The following is a 17247-nucleotide window of genomic DNA, read 5'->3' on the forward strand; positions in this document are numbered from 1 at the left end:
CGGACTCCTTGTCGGCGCTCACTGCGGGCCGATCGCTGGGCCGAGGGCCGGTGCCGCGAACACCAGGTCGCGCAGGCCCAGGCTGATGACTGGAACATAGGTGATGATCATCAAGCAGCCCAGGATGACGAGCACGAACGGCAGCAGGTGCCGGATGATCTGGTCGAGCGAGATGCGCGCCACGGTACAGGCGGCAAAGAGATTGACCCCGAAGGGCGGCGTGATCATGCCCATGGCCAGATTGACCACCATGATGATGCCGAAATGGATCGGGTCGATGCCGAAGTGTGAGGCCACCGGCACGAGGATGGGAGCCAGCACGATGATGGCCGCCGACGTTTCAATGAACATGCCGATCACGAACAGCGCGGCATTGACGCCCAGCAAGAACCACCCTGGCGAGCGCAGCACTTCGGTGAGCCATTGGCCCAGTAAATCGGGGATGCCCGCGCGCGTGATGAGATACGCGAACAAGCCGGCGTTGGCGATGATGAACATGATCACCGCGCTGGAGATCACCGACTTGCGCAGCACCGGGACCAGATCGCGCAGGGCGAGTTCTCGGTGGATCAGGAAGCCCACGATCAGGGCGTAGAAGACCGCCACCACCGAGGCCTCGGTGGGCGTGAAGACGCCGCCATAGATGCCACCCAGGATGATGACGGGCATCAGCAGCGCCCAGCCAGCGCGGCCGGCGGCCTGCAGCACAGGCAGTCGGCCTTCGCCATCGCGTTGGCCCCAGCCCTTCCAGCGGCAATACAGGTAGACGAACAGCATCAACACGCCGCCGATCAGCACGCCGGGCCCGATACCGGCGATGAACAGCTCGCCGATCGACACCTCGGCCGACACGCCGAACAGAATCATCGGAATGGACGGCGGGATCACCACGCCCAATTCGGCCGAGGTGGCCTGCAGCGAGGCCGCGTAGCTCTTGGGGTAACCATGTTGAATCAGCGCGGGCACCAAGATGGCCCCAATGGCAAACGTGGTGGCCACCGAGGAGCCGGAGACGGCGGCGAAGATCATGCACGTCAGCACGCAGGTCATGGGCAGGCCCCCTTGCACGCCGCCGACGAGGGCCTTGGCAAAGTCCACCAGGCGGCGGGAGATGCCGCCGGCCTCCATCAGATTGCCCGCCAGGATGAAAAAGGGAATGGCCGCCAGCGGAAACTTGTCGATGGCGGTGAACATTTCCTTGGGCGCCAGGATGAGCTTGTCGGGCTCGTAGAAGGCCATGCCGAGCATGGCCGCAGCCCCGATGGAGACGGCAATCGAGACGCTGAAGGCAAAGCCCAGCAGCATCGTGACGAGCAGGGTGAATGACATCGGCAGGTCCTCTGTGGCCAGCGGGGGGTGCGCCTCATTGCGCGGTCTGAAGCTCTTGATGCTGCGGGTCGACGTGATGGGCCAGGACGGCCACCATGGCCAGCAAGGCCCCCACCGGCAGCGCCGCATAGGCCCAGCCCATGGAGATGTCCATGCTGGCGAAGGTTTGGAAGCGCACGCGCCAGGCCAGGTCGATCCCATACCACACCAGCACGGCCAGGAACGCCAGGCTGGTGGCGGTGATGAGGCCGCGCACGAACTGCCGCCATCGGCCACGGGACCAGCGCAGCATCAGGTCCACCGACACCAAGGCGCCTCGGCGGAAGGCGGCCACCACGCCCAGCATCACCATCCAGATCAACAGGCGGCGCATGGCCTCCTCGGTGAAGGTGGACGGTTGCGACAGCACGAAGCGTGAGAGCACCTGCCACAAGCCCAGGCAGGCAATCACCGCGAGCAAGGCACACGCTACATGCAGGGCCAAGGCTTCGACGGCGCGGTCGATCCCACGAAACACCGAGGTCAAGTACTTCATCGAGCACCTCTTTGCTCAGGAGGAGGCAGTTCGCAACAGGCGGCCTGCGCCGCGCCGCCGGTGTCGCGGCGGCGTGGGCTTGGGCCTCAGAGGCGCGCCGTGGCGCTTTGGCTTATTTCACGGCCTGGATCGCCGCGATCCGGTCGGCGCCGAACTCTTTGGCAAACTGCGCGTAGGCCGGGGCCACCGCTTTGCGGAAGCTGTCGCCATCGACTTTCTCGACGACTTGCATGCCTTCGGCCTTGAGTTGGGCAATGCCCTGGTTCTCGTCGTCATTGACCTTTTTGCGCTGGGCTGCCGCACCTTTCTTGGCGGCTTCGACGAAGACTTTCTTGTCCGCCTCGGACAGCTTGTTCCACACCGCTGGCGAGAGGATCAGCACGGCCGGTGAATACACATGGCCCGTGAGCGAGAGGTGCTTTTGGACCTGCGAGAACTTGGACGACAAGATCACCGGGATCGGGTTCTCTTGGCCATCGACCGTGCCTTGTTGCAGGGCAGTGAACAGCTCGGGAAACGGCATGGGCGTGGGCAGGATGCCAAAGGTCTTGTAGCCGTCCATGTGCACTTTGTTTTCCATCGTGCGCATCTTCAGCCCGGCGGCATCGGAGGCATGGACGATGGGACGCTTGTTGTTGGTCATGTGACGAAAGCCGTTTTCCGTCCAGGCCAGTCCAATCAAGCCCTTGGCCGCCATTTTCTTGAGCAAATCTTGTCCGATCGGGCCATCGAGGACCTTGCGCGCATGGTCGTAGTCGCGGAACAGGAAGGGGATGTCGACGATCTTGACTTCGGGCACGAAGTTGCCCAGCGGCCCGGTGGAGGTGTTGACCAGGTCTTGCGTGCCCAGTTGCACCGCCTCGATTTGCTCACGCTCGCCGCCCAGCGCCGAGTTGGGGAATTGCTGGCACTTGTAGCGGCCCTGCGTGCCCTTTTCGATCTCCTCGCAGAACACAGTAGAGCCCACCCCGTAGTGCGACTGCGGTGAGGTGGCATAGCCGATCTTGAGCACGGTTTGTGCCTGCGCTGCGGCCATGAGGCCAAGACCGGCGGTGGCAAGAGCGACGAGGGGTTTGAGTGTCATGGGTTTGTCTCCTGTGCTGTGGTGAACGAGGGGGGTGAAGTCAAAGCGTCGGTATCGTCGTGAGGATCGGCCCTCAGGGCATCGACAGTGCCTGCGCGTTGCGCACGGCCTGGCGATGGTCGCGCACGTATTGGCGCACGATGCTGTGGACATCACGGTCCGGGCTCAGCCCGAGCGCGCGCGCGCGAGCGCTGTCGAAACGGGAGGGCCAGCCGCCGACGATGCGCGCGATGGTGGCATCGGGCTGGAAACGCACGCACCGCAGCGCGTCTTGGCCGCCGATGTCGCGCAGGGCATCGAGCATTTGTTGCACGGTGACGGTCAGCGCCGGCAGGTTCAAGGCCGTGCGCCCTGCAAAGTCTTCGCGGGAGGCTTCGGCCACGGTGAGCAGCCCGGCGATGGTGCTGGCCGGCGAGGCCAGGGCCACTTCGGTGTCGGGGGCGACCGGGCAGATGGCTGGCAGACCGGCCAAAGGTTCACGCACGATGCTCGACAAAAAGGACGAGGCCGCCCGGTTGGGTGGCCCCGGACGCACCGCCACCGTCATCAGCCGGGCAGCGCGGCCATCGATGTAGCCCTTGCGGGTGTAATCGGCCACCAGCTGCTCGCAGATGAATTTGTGGATGCCATAGCTGGACTGCGGCGTGGGCAAGGTGCGGTCGTCCACCTCGGCCGGCAGCGGCAGCGCCGGGTCCGATCCATACACGGCCACCGAGCTGGAAAAGACGAACAATGGCACCGGCCCGCCGCGGGCGGATTGGGCCCGGCAAGCATCGAGCAGCGCCCGCGTGGTGTCGAGGTTGGCGCGCAGGCCCAGGTCGAAATCGGCTTCGCATTCGGCCGAGACGGCCGATGCCAGGTGGAACACCGCGTCGAAGTCTTCAGCCATCAATGCCGGCATCTGCGCCAACAGATCGCCCACCCGCATGTGCACGCGGGCATCGGCACTCAAGACGGGGTCATGCAACTCGGCCAGATCGGCCAAGACCAGGCGCTGGATGCGCTGGCCGCGCAGGCACTGGCGTTGCAACAATTCGCGTGCCAGGCGCGCGCCCAGAAAACCCGCGCCGCCGGTGATGAGGATCTTCATGCTTGAGCGTCTCTGTAAGGCGCAAACCAACCCAGCCCGGCCGAGGTGCCGGCCCGGGGGCGGTATTCGCAGCCGATGTAGCCGTCGTAGCCCAGCGCATCGATCTCGTCCAAGAGCCAACGGTAGTTGACCTCGCCCGTGTCGGGCTCGTGGCGTTGCGGCACCCCGGCGATCTGCAGATGCCCGATGGCGGCTCGATGGCGCTTCAAGCGCGTCAGCAGGTCGCCTTCCATGATCTGACAGTGGTAGAGATCCATCTGCACTTTCAGGTTGGCCGCGCCCACTTCGGCCACGATGTCATGGGCCTGTTGCTGATGGGTCAGGAAATAGCCCGGCATGTCGCGGGTGTTGATGGGCTCGATCAAGGCCGTGATGCCGTACGGGGCGAATTGCTCGGCGGCATGGCGCAAGTTGGCCACGTAGGTGCGTCGCATGGCGTCGAGGTCGGCCCCCGGGGGCGTCAAGCCGGCCATCACGTGCACACGGCGACAGCCAGTGGCCTGGGCGTACACCAAGGCCTGCTGCACGCTGGCGGCGAATTCGGCCTGACGGCCCGGTAGCGCGGCCAAGCCGCGTTCGCCGCGCTCCCAGTCTCCCGGCGGCAGATTGAACAAGGCTTGCGTGAGGCCCTGATCGCGCAGGCGACGGGCAATCTCGGCCGGCGCATAGGCATAGGGGAACAAAAACTCGACGGCTTTGAACCCATCGGCCGCCGCCGCCGCGAAGCGGTCCAGAAAGTCGTATTCGGTGTACATCATCGACAGATTGGCGGCGAAGCGGGGCATGGTCGGGTCTCACCAGCAGGCGCCGAAATGGCGGCGCAATTCATCGATCTGGGCCTGGCTCAAAGGCGCAGGCTCGCGGCGGCACATCAGCCACAGCTTGGCGGTTTCTTCCAGTTCCTCCAAGGTGGCCATGGCTTGCGTGGCGCTGGGGCCCCACACCACGGGGCCCAAGCGGTCGAGCATCACGGCGCGCAAGGGCGTGCCGCGTCGCGCAGCCGCCTCGATCGCTTGGGCCACCTGGTCGGCCACCTCGGGGGCGCCGGGGCGGCGGTACGCCATGAGCGGCACGTGGCCGACTTTCATCACGTAGTACGGTGTCAGTGGCGGCAGGATGTCGTCCACGCGCCAAACCCCTTGCAGCGTGAGCGCCACCAGATGGGTGGAATGGGTATGGATCACGCAACGCGCATCGGGCGCGGCCGCATAGATGCGCCGATGCAAGGCCAGCGTCTTGCTGGCACGCTCGCCGCTGCGCTGCTGGCCTTGCGCATCCACCCAGGCCAGTTGCTCGGGTGCGAGAAAGCCCAGGCAGGCATCGGTCGGCGTGATGAGAATGCCCCCACCGTCGGGCGCCTCCAAACGCAGGCTGATGTTGCCCGCCGTGGCATGCACATAGCCGCGCTCGAAGAGCGAGCGGCCGATGCGGCAGAGGTCCTGGCGCAAAAGGTCTTGGCCGTGCATCAGCTCACCTGCTCCAAGGCTTTGCTGAAGAAATCGGTGCTGCCGAAGTTGCCGGACTTCAAGGCCAGCAGCAGCGGCCGATGCTCGACCTGCGTCCAGGGCACGCCGGGGTCGATCGCCGCGCCGATGCGCAACTGCCGCACCCCCAGCGCTTGGACGACCGCACCGGAGGTTTCTCCGCCGGCCACCACCAAGCGGCGCACGCCGCTGGCGATCAAGCCTTGTGCGATCGCTGCCAAACAGGCTTCGACCAGCGCGCCGGCCCGCTCGGCCCCGAACTCGGCTTGGATGGCTTGCACCTCCTCGGGCCGGGCCGTGGCATAGATCAATACCGGCGCTTCGGGCAGGTGCGCGCGCGCCCAGGCCAGGGCCTCGGCCGCCAGCGGCCGGCCTTGCGCGAGCTCGCGGGCGTCCAGGCGCAGCGCCGGCCGGCCCGAAGCGATCCAGTGCTGCACCTGCGCGCGGGTGGCCGCCGAGCACGAGCCCGCGAGCACGGCCGCCGCCCCACCCACGGCTTGGAGCGCGGCGGCTTGCGCATCGGGCCGGATCCAGCCGCGCGCCTCGTACACGGCCGGCAAGCCCAAGGCCAGGCCCGAGCCGGCGGTGATCAAGGGCAGATCGGCGCAGGCCACCGCCAGGGTGCGCAAGTCGTCGTTGTCGATCGCATCGGCCACCGCCAAGCGCACGCCCTCGGCGCGCAAGCAGGCAAAGCGCGCCTGCACGGCCGGCACGCCTTGCTTGACCGTGTCATGGCGCACCAGGCCGACGCGGCCTCGCGATTGGGCTTGCAACACCCGCAAGAGGTTGGCATCGTTCATGGGCGTCAGCGGATGGTGGCGCATGCCCGAGTCGCTCAACAGCTCATCGCCCACGAACAAGTGCCCACGAAACACCGTGCGCCCATTCTCGGGAAAGGCGGGGCAGGCGATGGTGAAATCGGCACCGAGCGCCTCCAGCAGGGCTTCGGCCACCGGGCCGATGTTGCCCGCAGGCGTGGAATCGAAGGTGGAGCAGTACTTGAAATAGAACTGCCGCGCACCGGCTGCCTGCAGCCAGCGCAACGCCGCCAGCGATTCGGCCACCGCCTGGTGTGCCGGTGTGGTGCGCGATTTCAGCGCCACCACCACGGCATCGGCCTGCACAGGCGGCCCGTCTGGCACCCCGATCACCTGCACCGTGCGCATGCCGGCGCGCACCAGCATGCTGGCCACGTCGGTGGCGCCGGTGAAATCGTCGGCAATGACACCCAAGACCGTCATGCGTTCGGCCCTTGGGGCAGTTCGATGCCCGGGAAGATCTTGATGACTGCGCTGTCGTCTTCGCCACCATGGCCAGCGGCAGCCGCCTGCAAGAACATCTGATGCGCGGCCGCCGCCAGCGGCAGCGGCATCGTGAATTGACGTGCGGCATCGAGCACGATGCCCAGGTCTTTCACGAAGATGTTGACCGCCGACAGCGGCCGGTAGTCACCGGCCAAGATGTGCGGCACGCGGTTCTGGAACATCCAGCTCATGCCGGCCGAGTTGCAGATCACCTCGTAGAGCTGGGCCGGATCGGCACCGGCGCGCAGGCCCAAGGCCATGGCCTCGGCCGCCGCAGCGATGTGCACGCCGGCCAGATGCTGGTTGACCATCTTCACGGTGGAGCCGATGCCTGCCGCATCGCCCAGGCGATAGACCTTGCTGGCCAAGGCATCGAGCACGCCGCCTGCCGCCTCGAAGGCTTGCGGGCGGCCCGAGGCCATGATCGTCAGCTCGCCGCGCGCGGCCTTGGTCGGCCCGCCGGAGACCGGCGCATCGATCAACCACAGGCCGCGCTCGCGCAAGCGGGCCTCCCACCGGGGTGGCAGGGCCGGGTCCACCGTGGCCGAGGCCACCACCACCGAGCCCGGCTGCATGTGCTCGGCCACGGCCCCGCTGCCAAAGAGCACGTCTTCGGTTTGCGTGGCATTGACCACCAAGATGAGCACCACATCGCATCGTGCGGCAAGCTCTGCCGGTGTGGCCGCCACGCGACCACCTGCGTTGGCGAACGCCTCGCAGGCGTCGGCGCGCGGGTCGTAGCCCCAGGTGGGCACCCCCTTGCGATGGGCCGACACGGCCGCGCCCAGGCCCATGGAGCCCAGACCGATGACGCCCAGGGTCTTGTCACTCATGAATCGGATCCTTTGGTGGAGTGCCGACGCGGCACCAGGGCTGCACTGAGCGCTGCGCGCACCGATGCATCGGCTTCTTCGATGCGGCGGGCCGCCCGCAGCATGTGGGTGGTGGCGGCCTGCCGGGCCCGCTCGGGGTCGTGGGCGGCGATGGCCTGCGCGATCTCGCGGTGCTCGGCGCGCACTTGCTCCATGAAGTCTTCCCGCATGGCCTCGTTGGCCCGCGTGACGGTCATCGCATCGCGCTGGTATTGCTCCAGAAAACCCAGCAAGCGGGTGAACTGCGGGTTGCCCGTGGCGGCGGCCACGGTGCGATGGAAATGCAAATCTTCCTCGACGCCATCGCCTCCGGCGGCCACCGCCGTATCGATGGCGGCCAAGGCCGCGAGAATGCGCTGCACGGCGGCTTGGTCGGCGCGCTGGGCCGCCAAGGCCGCGACCTCGCCTTCGAGCGCGCGGCGCACTTCGACCACTTGGATCACCGCCTCCAGCGAATGCAGCACCGCCGGGTCGAAGGCCAGCGGCCTGGCCCGGGACACCGGCGCCACGAACACGCCGGAGCCCTGGCGCGACACGAGCAAGCCCATCGACTTGAGCCGACTCACGGCCTCGCGCACCACGGTGCGCGAGACACCGTGGCGCTCGGCCAGTTCCTGCTCGGTGGGCAGGCGGTCCTGGGGACGCAACTCGCCGCGCTCGATGCGCTGGCGCAGCAAGTCGGCCAACTGGTCCGACAAGCGATCCGGCGCTTGCAAAGGCTCGGCAGGGAGAAGCCGTCGTGTCATCAGGTCATCATACAAATTTGACGGGTTCGGGCACCACCAGGACTTACCCGAAGCGCACGCTTTCATTGGGGCTCGTGCCCTCCTCCCTCCTTGCCCTCCTCCCTCCTGGGTGGCAGGGCACCTGCAGCCAGGCCGAAGCCCAGGATCACCGTGGTGCCAGGGTGGGCACTCGGCGCAATGCGGGATCTATCGCCACGGCGCGAGCAGCCGCTGGGCAAACGCCTGGATGGGCGGAGGCACCGGCCGGGGAGCTTCGCCCCGCGCGGCATCGGCCACGGCTGCGCGCAGCAGCCGGCTCAGCGTGGCCGGCTGCGGAGTGACCGGGCCGGCAAAACGCACCGTGACCTGCGAGGCCTCGATGCTGGCCACGACCAGGGTGGGAAAGGTTTCGACATCGACATCGCCCACCAGGGCAGCGTCATCTTCGATATCGATCCAATGCAGGTGCAACGGCCGGCCTTCGGCTTGCAAGGCCGCAACGACCTCGTGCAACACCGCGGTGTAGCCTTCGCACAAGCGACACCAGGCCGCACAAAGGCAAGCCACATGCACCATCGGGGGTGAGTTGGAGGCTGGATGCACGGTTGCTCCCGTTCGGATCCGCAGCGACGCTGTCGCCGCAGGTCCGCTTGGGGCTCACACGGCCGAGTCGCTCGGCCCAGGACTGTACCGCGCGACTCGCAGGGTTGAGCCGCAGCGGCACGGTGCGCAGGACGGCACGCCACCGGCGAAGGTCCGCTGCGACGATCTCACCCGCAGGTCCCGGTATACCCACAGGCCGTGCAGAAATCGCAGCCGTCTTTGTGGATGACCGTCAGGTTGCCGCATTCGGGGCAGCGGCTGCCGGCCATGGGGGCCGCGGCCTTGGGCGCAACGCCCTCGGCCTGCGGCGCCTGCAGGATGCCCATCTCGCGCACCGGAAAGCCCTGTTCATCGAGCACGCCCAGCATCGCGTAGCGGTGGATGATGAGGCGGGCCATGTAGGCCACGGTGGACGGCCAGGTCTGCTGGCGCCGCTCGCCGTGGGGCAGGCCGGGCACGAAGGCCATGAAGTGCCCCAGGGGCTCGGCATAGTTGAGCAGCTTGCGCAGCTTCATGCCGATCCAGGCCGGGTCGATGACGCGCATGTCCAGCGACAGCACCCGGGCCAGGCCATCCAGGGCGCGCGGGTAGTTGCCCGACAGGCCCATGGCGCAAGGTCGGGTGACGGGTGCGCCGTCGGGGCCGGGCAAGGTCACTTCCTTGAGCGTGAGCGTGAAGGACTCGCCCGTGGCCGGGTTGTCGATGTCCACCGACCAGGCCAGCGTGCCCGAGGTGCCGGTGCGGGGCTCCTCCCGGCTGAACATGGCATCGAGCACCGGCGTGGCGCGCCGCAGGGCGCCGTCCTTCCACACGCCCAGCTGTTCGCAACGCCAACGGATGACCGCCGCCATGGCCGCGACCACGCCCGGGAAACGCCGTGGTTCGCCGTGCGGCGGGAAAGGCATGTCGAAGGCCCGTTCCTCGGCCACGGTGGCCAGGGCGTCGAGCTTGAGTTGCAGCCAGGCGCTGTCATTGGCGCGCAGGTCCATCGACAGGGTCTTGGCCATGGCGCCCAGGCCGCGCGGCTGCTCGGCGCCGTTGACCCACACTTCGAAGGGGCGAGTCCGGACCGCGGGAGTCCCTGCGGACTCGCCCGCGTCTGACGAGCGACCGCCGGCCTGCAAGCCGGCGGGCTGAGCGGCCGTCAGCGCTTCGGTGATCTCGCCCACGAAGAGAGCGAACTCGCCGAAGGGGTGGCGAATCATGTACGTCCAGGCCGGGTTGCCTGCGGGCAGCTCCGGCCGGCCGGGCCAGCGCAATGAAGCCAGCACGGGGGCGGGCAGGCGGTCGAGCGCCATGCGGCGGTTGGCGTCGTCAGGCAACAACGCCTGCGGCTGGGGCGCGGTGGGCGCCACGCTCAGCACCGAGCCGAGCACCGCATTGGGCCGGTAGGTGGACAGCCCTTTGAGGCCGGACTTCCAGGCGCGCCAGTAAAGGTCTTGGAAGTCGGCATAAGGATAGTCGGCCGGCACATTGACCGTCTTGGAGATCGAGGTGTCGATGAACGGTGCGACCGCGGCCACCATCTCCTGATGAGCCGCCGCACTCATTTGCAGCGCAGTGACGAAGGCTTCGGTGAGGGGGGCGTCCTCGCCTTTGAGATGGCGGTACAGACGCCAGGCATGGTCCTCGACCAGGTATTCCTTGAAGGTGCCATCGGGCATGCGCTTTTTGCGCGTGTAGGTCCAGCTGAAGGCCGGCTCGATGCCATTGCTGGCGTTGTCGGCAAAGGCCAGGCTGATGGTGCCGGTGGGCGCGATCGACAGCAGGTGGGAGTTGCGAATGCCGTGGGCGCGGATGCGGTCTTTCAGCGGCTGCGGCAAGCGCGAGGCGAAGGCCCCACGGGAGAGGTAGAGATCGGCATTGAACAGCGGAAAGGGGCCGCGCTCCTGGGCGAGGGCCACCGAGGCCTCGTAGGCCGCATCGCGCATCACCTCGCTGATGCGACGCGCGGTGGCGCGTGCCTCGGGCGTGTCGTAGCGAAGGCCCAGCATCACCAGGGCATCGCCCAGACCGGTGAAGCCCAGGCCCACGCGGCGCTTGCGGCGGGCCTCCTCCTGCTGCTGCGGCAGCGGCCAGTAGGTCACCTCCAGCACGTTGTCGAGCATGCGCACGGCCACCCGGCACAGCTGGGCAAAGGCCGCTTCGTCGAAGGAAGCCCCGGGCTCGAAGGGCTCGCGCACGAAGCGTGTGAGATCAATGGAACCCAGGCAGCAGCAGCCGTAGGGGGGCAGCGGTTGCTCGGCGCACGGGTTCGTGCTGACGATCGTCTCGCAATAACCCAGGTTGTTGTCCTGGTTGATGCGGTCGATGAACAGCACCCCAGGCTCGGCATGGTCGTAAGTGGAGCGCATGATCTGATCCCACAGCTCGCGCGCAGCCACTCGGCGATACACCCACAGGCCATCGGCGCGCTGGAAGGCGCCAGCGGCCTTTTGCGCCGGGCCGGGCTCGGCACGGTGGACCAACTCGATCTCGGCGTCCGCCTCGACGGCCTGCATGAAGGCATCGGTCACGGCCACCGAGAGGTTGAAGTTGCGCAGGTCGCCGCTGTCCTTGGCATGGATGAATTCCTCGACGTCGGGGTGGTCGCAGCGCAGCACGCCCATCTGCGCGCCACGCCGGGCGCCGGCCGATTCCACCGTCTCGCACGACCGATCGAACACGCGCATGTAGCTCACCGGCCCAGACGCGCTGGATTGGGTGCCGCCCACCCAGGCGCCGCGCGGGCGGATGCGCGAAAAGTCATAGCCCACGCCACCGCCCCGGCGCATGGTTTCGGCCGCTTCGGTCAGCGCCGTGTAAATACCGGGATGGCCTTCGTCCGGGTGCGAAATGGAATCCCCCACGGGCTGCACGAAGCAATTGATCAGCGTGGCGCGCAGCTCGGTGCCGGCGGCCGACAAGATGCGTCCGGCCGGGATGAAGCCTTGGCGCTGAGCCTCGAAGAAGCGCTGCTGCCATGCAGCGCGCTGCTCGGGCGCCTCGACCTCGGCCAGGGCCCGCGCCACCCGCGCCCGCACATCGTCCAGCGTGCGCTCCTGGCCCTTGGCGTATTTCTCGAGCAACACCTCCTCGCTGATGGCCTGGGCAGGCAGGTTGGAGACGACGGCATGGGTTCGGGACGAGGTGTCTTGCATGGGACCTCCTGGACGGACCTGGATGACATTGAATTCGGTTTGGCCGCGGCTGTCGAGGGGCGGCCGCTTCGGCGGCAGGGTCGGTGCAACGCAGCGCACGGTACGTCAAGGCAGACGGCGATCGGTTGATGTGAGTCACAAGTGCCCGTGTCGGGCGCGGGACGCTTCGGGGCTTGACGCAGTGCAATTCCATGCTGTCTTCGGGTTGTTAGATTCACAGTCCGTCCACCACGCGTGAAGGACCCCATGGACATGGCCCGCCCCAACGATGCGCTCACCCTCGTATATTTCTGCTCCGGCTGCTCCAGCGTGGCGCAGATGGCCAACCACCTCGCGCTGCGCCTGGACCACGAAGGCCTTGCGGAGATGTCATGCATCGCCGGCGTGGGCGGTGACGTGCCACCACTGGTGCGCAAATTGAAGGAAGCGGCGCAGATGAGACGCCCCATCCTAGCCATCGACGGTTGCGCACTGGCCTGCGTGCGCCACAGCCTGGCCCGCCACGGCATTGCCCCCACGGCGCACGTGCAGCTGGGCGAACAAGGGGTGCGCAAAACCTATCACGCGGACTTCGACGTCCGCCAGGCCGAGGTGGTCTATCTCGAGATACGCGAACGCGTGCAGGCCATGAACGCCCTGGCCGCGCCCGGCTCGTCAGGAGGTGGTGGCACTGGGGCCTGCCGCTGCGCGGGGGCTTGAATGCCGGCGGTGGCGAAGCGATGATGGGCACCTGATACCGATCCTGACATGACACCTGCTTCCAACCCGCCTGATGAAGCCGCGCTGCGCGCCGTGCTGCAGGAAGTGCGCGACCCCGAGATCGGCGAAAGCATCGTGGACCTGGGCCTTGTGGAATCGATCCGCAGCAGCCCCCAAGGTGTGCAGGTGACGCTCATCCCCACCAGCGCCACCTGTCCGATGGCCGATGTGATGATCGAAGACGTCACCGAGGCGCTGCGCCGGGCCTGCCCCGATGGCCTGCCCGTGGATGTGCAGATGGACTGGGACACGCCCTGGAGCCCGCAGCGGCTGAGCCCGGCGCTGAAGGCGCGCTTCGGCTGGTGAAACCCTCCGTGGCCTCGTCGTCGTCAGGTGTGACCCTGCGTCGCATGGCCGTGGCGTGGTGCGCGCTGCTGGCCGCGGCCAACCTGCTCCAAGGCCTGGGCGGCGGCCTGGCGCGCCTGGGCTGGGGCGGCGCGGCCCCTGGCGCTATGAGCCTGCATGGTGCAGTGATGGTCTGCGGGTTCTTCGGCGCGCTCATCTCGCTGGAGCGGGCCGTGGCCCTGCGCCACGCCTGGGGCTACGCCGTGCCACTGCTGGCGGGGCTGGGCGGCTTGGCCGCCTGGGCCATTGGCAGCGCATCCCTGGCCTTGGGGCTGTGGGGGCTGGCCAGTGGCGGTTTGGTGGGGCTCTACCTGTGGGCCGGTCACACGCGGGCCTGGTCGCTGCACCTGGCCGTCGAGGCCCTGGGCGCGGCCTGCTGGGGGCTGGGCGTGGCAGCCTGGGCCTTGAACGCCCCCGAAGCGGCCTTGCATGCGTGGATGGCCTTCCTGGTGCTGACGATTGCGGGTGAAAGGCGCGAGCTGATGCAGATGCGACGGCTGCCCCGGGGCGTTCGTGTGGGCTTTGTCGTGATGGTAGGAGCGGCCCTGACAGCGGTGCTGCTGGGGCTGGCCGATGCCCTGGCAGGCACCGGAGGCCGGGCCATGGCCACGGCGATGTGGTGGGGCGCGTGCGCGGCCCTGGCCGTGTGGCTGCTGCGCTGGGACTTCGCACCGCGCCAGTGGGCGGCGAAGCAGTGGCCTGGGCACACAGCCCAGTGCCTGTGCATCGGGTACGGCTGGCTGGGCATCGCAGCGCTGCTGGGGCTGGCCGGACTGGCCAATGTGCCCACCGCCACTCAGGCCGCTGGCCATGCACTGTGGCTGGGCTTCGTGTTTGCAATGGTGTTCGGTCACGCCCCCATCATCCTGCCGGCCCTGGCCAAAGTGCGGCCTGCCTACGTAGCCTGGGCGCGTGGGGCCATCGTGGTGCTCAGTGCCAGCCTGGTGTTGCGCATCGTCGGCTTGATGGCTGGTCATGCAAGCGCGCTGTCTTGGGCTGCTGCCGGGCATGCAGTGGCCATCGGCTGGTTTGCACTCGCCATGGTCGCCAGCATGTGGACAGGGACAAAGGCTTGAACGAGAGCGCCCGTCAGTTCATGATGGTCTTTGCTTCCAGGAGTGCACGATGGCCCTGCCCCATGCCCAAGCCCGCGACGTGATCGACCTGCAGCCCCTCGGCGCAGCCATCGCGCAGACACCCAGCACCAGCCTCATCAAGACGGCGCAGCTGCAACTGATGCGGGTGGTGCTGCGCGCCGGTCAGTCGCTGCCCGAGCACCAGGTGCCGGGCGAGATCACCATCCAAGGACTGGAAGGCGAAGCGCTGGTGACCACCACCGAGGGCGAGCGGGTGCTGAAGGCACAGCAGCTCCTCCTGCTGCCCGGCGGCGAGCCGCACGCCGTACACGCGCGCACCGATTGCTCGCTGCTGGTCACCGTGCGGCTGGGCGGCCTCTGATCAGCGCGGTGGCCACAGGGGTCCCAGCGCATCGAGCGTGTTCTTCAGGATGAGGCCGTACTCGGTGTCGCCTTCCATCACCAGGGCGCGCTCGAAAAAGAGGCGATCGGCATCCTCCTGCCCGCACATGAGGCGCAGGTAGCTGGCCGCATCGGCGGCGATGCGCAGCGTCACCTCGCCGCCGTCGCTCGCCGGGTGAAAGCCGCGTTCGTCCAGGCGCAGCCGGCAACGCAGGCCCAGATCGGACACGACAATCTCGACGACGCGGTGCGACAGCAAGGCGCGCTCAGCCTCACCCAGGCGGGGCCGCAGCAGCCGGTTGAGCGCCAGTGCCAGCACCTGCGACGGCGGGCGGATGGGCAGGCGCTGCACCAGTGCACGCAGGGCTTGGGGCGGTGCGGGCCAACGGACCGAAACGGAGGACGCACTCATGCAAACACCTGCTGCAATCCGGCCTGCCGGTGGGCAAAGCCGTTGACGAGTCCACCGGGCAGGCTCAGGGCGTCCAGGGCGATGCGGGCCTCATCGACCCGTGTGCCCTGGTGATAGACCCGGTCAAACCAGTGCAGCACCTCGATGAAGCGCTGGCTGCACGGCGACAGGCGCACTCGACGCACGCCTGCGGCGCGCAAGGCCTGGGCTTCGCCGATCAGACAGTGCTGGGCGGCCGACTGGGTCTGGATGCCGTTGAGCGCCAGGAAGGGCTCGCCTTCGGTGGTGGACAGCAGCAGGCCATCGGGATGCTCGATGCAGCGGAAGCCGCATTCGTCCTTGGGTAGGTGGTAGTGACGGGCTGTGAAGCATCGCGCCGAAAACGCCAGCGGCAGGCGCCCGAAGCCAAAGACCTCGGTGACCAACGGCTCGTTGCGCAAGGTGCACACCGGTTGCTCCGGCGGGTTGATGCGCGCGATGGCGTCAAGCGGCAGCTCCAGCGGCGCCACCCAGCGCACAGCGCCCAGGCGGGCATGCTCGGCCAGCGCGGGGCGGCTGTAGACGTTGACATGCGGTCCCAGCACGAAAGGCCGGCCGGCCAACAGGCGCAACGCCGAGGCATCGCCAGCTTCCACCAGGAAGTCGCCCTGCTCGGCCATACGGCGCAGGCTGCGCAGCTCGGCTTCCGATTCGATCAGTGCCTGGCTGGCCAGCACCACTTCCTTGCCTGCAGCTGCCAGATCGCGCGCGAGATCGCACCAGTCGTCGAGCTTCATCTCATGGCGGCGCGAGCACACCACCTCCCCCAGCACCACGGTGTCGGCGGGCGATTCGGCAATCCCGGCATAGAACTCGATGAGGGTCTTGCGCGGCCAGTAGTACAGCACCGGTCCGACGGTGAAGGCGATGCGATCGTTGCTCATTGCCAGGGCCTGTTGTACGCGCCGAGGGTGTGCTGCTGGCCTTCGGCCCAGCGGCCCAGGTCGGCCACCCACTGGGGCTGGACGGCGTAGCGCGCCGGCTGCGCGGCGCAGTGGTCGATGGCCTGACGCCACACGCGCGTGACCTGCTCGACGTAGGCGGGGCTGCGCTGGCGACCTTCGATCTTGATGGCGGCCACGCCCATCTCCATCAACTGGGGAAGCACGGCCAGGGTGTTGAGGCTGGTGGGTTCCTCCAGTGCATAGTCACGCACGCCCTCGACGTGGAAGCGGCCTTTGCACAGCGTGGGATAGCCACGCGGCTCATCCGGCGCGTACACGTCGATCAGCACGCCGTTCAGCCGCGCCTGCACGCCCTGAGGTGCATCGGACCATCTCACGGCCGACGGCGGCGAACATACACCCGCGGTGTTGGGCGACTGGCCGGTGACATACGACGACAGCGCACAGCGGCCCTCGACCATTACGCATAAGCTGCCGAAGCCAAAGACCTCGACCTCGGCCCGGGTGCGACGCGCCACATGGCCCACCTGCGACAAGGTAAGCACACGCGGGAGCACCGCTCGCTGGATGCCGTAGCGCTCCCGATAGAACTCGATGGCCTCGTAGGTGGTGGCCGAGGCCTGCACCGACAGGTGCAGGCGCAGCGAGGGCTGATGGTCTCGCGCGTAGGCCAGCACCGCCACGTCTGCGCAGATCAGCGCATCGACGCCCAGCTCGGCCGCCACGTCCACAGCCCGGTACCAACGCTCGGGCTCACGCGCATCGGCATAGGTGTTCAGCGCCATCAGCACCTGGGCGCCCCGCCGGTGGGCGTAGGCGATGCCCTCGCGCGCCTGGGCCAGGTCGAAGTTCAGTCCGGCGAAGTTGCGCGCATTGGTCGCGTCCTTCAGGCCCAGGTAGACGGCATCGGCGCCGGCATCGACGGCGAGCGTGAGGGCCCTCAACGAGCCGGCCGGGCAGACGAGCTGGGGTTTGGTGGCAGGAGCAGACATTGCGCGAAGCCAAACGGTTCAGAAGATGGACCGACTTTAAGCAGCCCAGAACCGTGGGGGTTTGTCGGCTGTCAAAGGCATGCGTCCAGGCGAGGCCGGGGCTTGCGGTCCAGCCCGAATCGGCGCAGTCCGTCCCCGCTTCGGGAGAACT

At 67.8% G+C, this 17247-nt stretch carries 18 protein-coding genes; 4 read left to right on the forward strand and 14 right to left on the reverse strand.

Going from position 1 to position 17247, the window contains the following annotated elements; genetic code table 11:
- Positions 1-18: 18 nt before the first annotated feature.
- The 11 genes from CTA01S_RS06045 to CTA01S_RS06095 form a co-directional block, all read right to left on the reverse strand.
- Positions 19-1329, reverse strand: coding sequence for a TRAP transporter large permease (locus CTA01S_RS06045; RefSeq protein ID WP_062193290.1), 1311 nt, complete (start codon positions 1327-1329; stop codon positions 19-21).
- 34 nt (positions 1330-1363) lie between these two features.
- Positions 1364-1864: a TRAP transporter small permease gene (locus CTA01S_RS06050; protein WP_019561152.1), complete on the reverse strand. Its 501-nt coding sequence runs from the start codon at positions 1862-1864 to the stop codon at positions 1364-1366.
- A 112-nt stretch (positions 1865-1976) separates the two neighbouring features.
- Entirely contained in the window at positions 1977-2948 is a 972-nt protein-coding gene (locus tag CTA01S_RS06055; protein ID WP_019561153.1) for a TRAP transporter substrate-binding protein, read from the reverse strand.
- A gap of 73 nt (positions 2949-3021) precedes the next feature.
- On the reverse strand, positions 3022-4038 hold the full coding sequence (gene denD, locus CTA01S_RS06060) for a D-erythronate dehydrogenase (protein ID WP_062193294.1): 1017 nt from the start codon (positions 4036-4038) through the stop codon (positions 3022-3024).
- Positions 4035-4823: a 2-oxo-tetronate isomerase gene (gene otnI, locus CTA01S_RS06065; protein ID WP_019561155.1), complete on the reverse strand. Its 789-nt coding sequence runs from the start codon at positions 4821-4823 to the stop codon at positions 4035-4037. The genes denD and otnI overlap by 4 nt, the downstream gene beginning before the upstream one ends.
- Positions 4824-4832: 9 nt before the next feature.
- A complete protein-coding gene (locus tag CTA01S_RS06070; RefSeq protein WP_062193298.1) occupies positions 4833-5504 on the reverse strand; it encodes a class II aldolase/adducin family protein in 672 nt (223 codons plus the stop codon).
- A complete protein-coding gene (gene otnK / locus CTA01S_RS06075) occupies positions 5504-6763 on the reverse strand; it encodes a 3-oxo-tetronate kinase (RefSeq protein ID WP_062193302.1) in 1260 nt (419 codons plus the stop codon). Before otnK ends, CTA01S_RS06070 begins: the two co-directional genes overlap by 1 nt.
- Entirely contained in the window at positions 6760-7659 is a 900-nt protein-coding gene (ltnD, locus tag CTA01S_RS06080; protein ID WP_062193307.1) for an L-threonate dehydrogenase, read from the reverse strand. The genes otnK and ltnD overlap by 4 nt, the downstream gene beginning before the upstream one ends.
- Positions 7656-8444 carry a FadR/GntR family transcriptional regulator gene (locus tag CTA01S_RS06085; protein WP_062193311.1) on the reverse strand — a complete coding sequence of 263 codons (789 nt, stop codon included), beginning with the start codon at positions 8442-8444 and terminating at the stop codon, positions 7656-7658. Before CTA01S_RS06085 ends, ltnD begins: the two co-directional genes overlap by 4 nt.
- 186 nt (positions 8445-8630) lie before the next feature.
- Positions 8631-9026: a YbbN family protein gene (locus CTA01S_RS06090; protein ID WP_232301004.1), complete on the reverse strand. Its 396-nt coding sequence runs from the start codon at positions 9024-9026 to the stop codon at positions 8631-8633.
- A gap of 167 nt (positions 9027-9193) precedes the next feature.
- Positions 9194-12166, reverse strand: a complete 2973-nt coding sequence (locus tag CTA01S_RS06095) for an adenosylcobalamin-dependent ribonucleoside-diphosphate reductase (protein WP_062193314.1) — start codon at positions 12164-12166, stop codon at positions 9194-9196.
- A 252-nt stretch (positions 12167-12418) separates the two neighbouring features.
- On the opposite strand from CTA01S_RS06095, the gene CTA01S_RS06100 reads away from it, so the two are divergent.
- The 4 genes from CTA01S_RS06100 to CTA01S_RS06115 are packed head-to-tail and all read left to right on the forward strand — an operon-like array spanning position 12419 to position 14728.
- Complete coding sequence (locus CTA01S_RS06100; RefSeq protein ID WP_062193598.1) at positions 12419-12865, forward strand: putative zinc-binding protein; 447 nt, start codon at positions 12419-12421, stop codon at positions 12863-12865.
- Positions 12866-12913: 48 nt separating this feature from the next.
- A complete protein-coding gene (locus CTA01S_RS06105; protein WP_062193318.1) occupies positions 12914-13231 on the forward strand; it encodes a metal-sulfur cluster assembly factor in 318 nt (105 codons plus the stop codon).
- Positions 13228-14346: a DUF8744 domain-containing protein gene (locus CTA01S_RS06110; RefSeq protein WP_198150789.1), complete on the forward strand. Its 1119-nt coding sequence runs from the start codon at positions 13228-13230 to the stop codon at positions 14344-14346. Before CTA01S_RS06105 ends, CTA01S_RS06110 begins: the two co-directional genes overlap by 4 nt.
- Positions 14347-14395: 49 nt before the next feature.
- A complete protein-coding gene (locus tag CTA01S_RS06115; protein ID WP_019561166.1) occupies positions 14396-14728 on the forward strand; it encodes a cupin domain-containing protein in 333 nt (110 codons plus the stop codon).
- On the opposite strand, the gene ubiT is transcribed toward CTA01S_RS06115, so the two are convergent.
- From ubiT to ubiU, 3 genes are read right to left on the reverse strand one after another with little or no spacing between them, the layout of a single operon-like run.
- A complete protein-coding gene (gene ubiT, locus CTA01S_RS06120; protein WP_062193326.1) occupies positions 14729-15160 on the reverse strand; it encodes a ubiquinone anaerobic biosynthesis accessory factor UbiT in 432 nt (143 codons plus the stop codon).
- A complete protein-coding gene (locus tag CTA01S_RS06125) occupies positions 15157-16083 on the reverse strand; it encodes a U32 family peptidase (RefSeq protein ID WP_062193329.1) in 927 nt (308 codons plus the stop codon). The genes ubiT and CTA01S_RS06125 overlap by 4 nt, the downstream gene beginning before the upstream one ends.
- Positions 16080-17096 (reverse strand): ubiquinone anaerobic biosynthesis protein UbiU, encoded by a 1017-nt coding sequence (gene ubiU / locus CTA01S_RS06130; protein WP_062193334.1) that lies wholly within the window; start codon positions 17094-17096, stop codon positions 16080-16082. Before ubiU ends, CTA01S_RS06125 begins: the two co-directional genes overlap by 4 nt.
- Positions 17097-17247 lie beyond the last annotated feature (151 nt).

The sequence above is a fragment of the Caldimonas taiwanensis NBRC 104434 genome, assembly GCF_001592165.1.
Lineage (GTDB): Bacteria > Pseudomonadota > Gammaproteobacteria > Burkholderiales > Burkholderiaceae_C > Caldimonas > Caldimonas manganoxidans.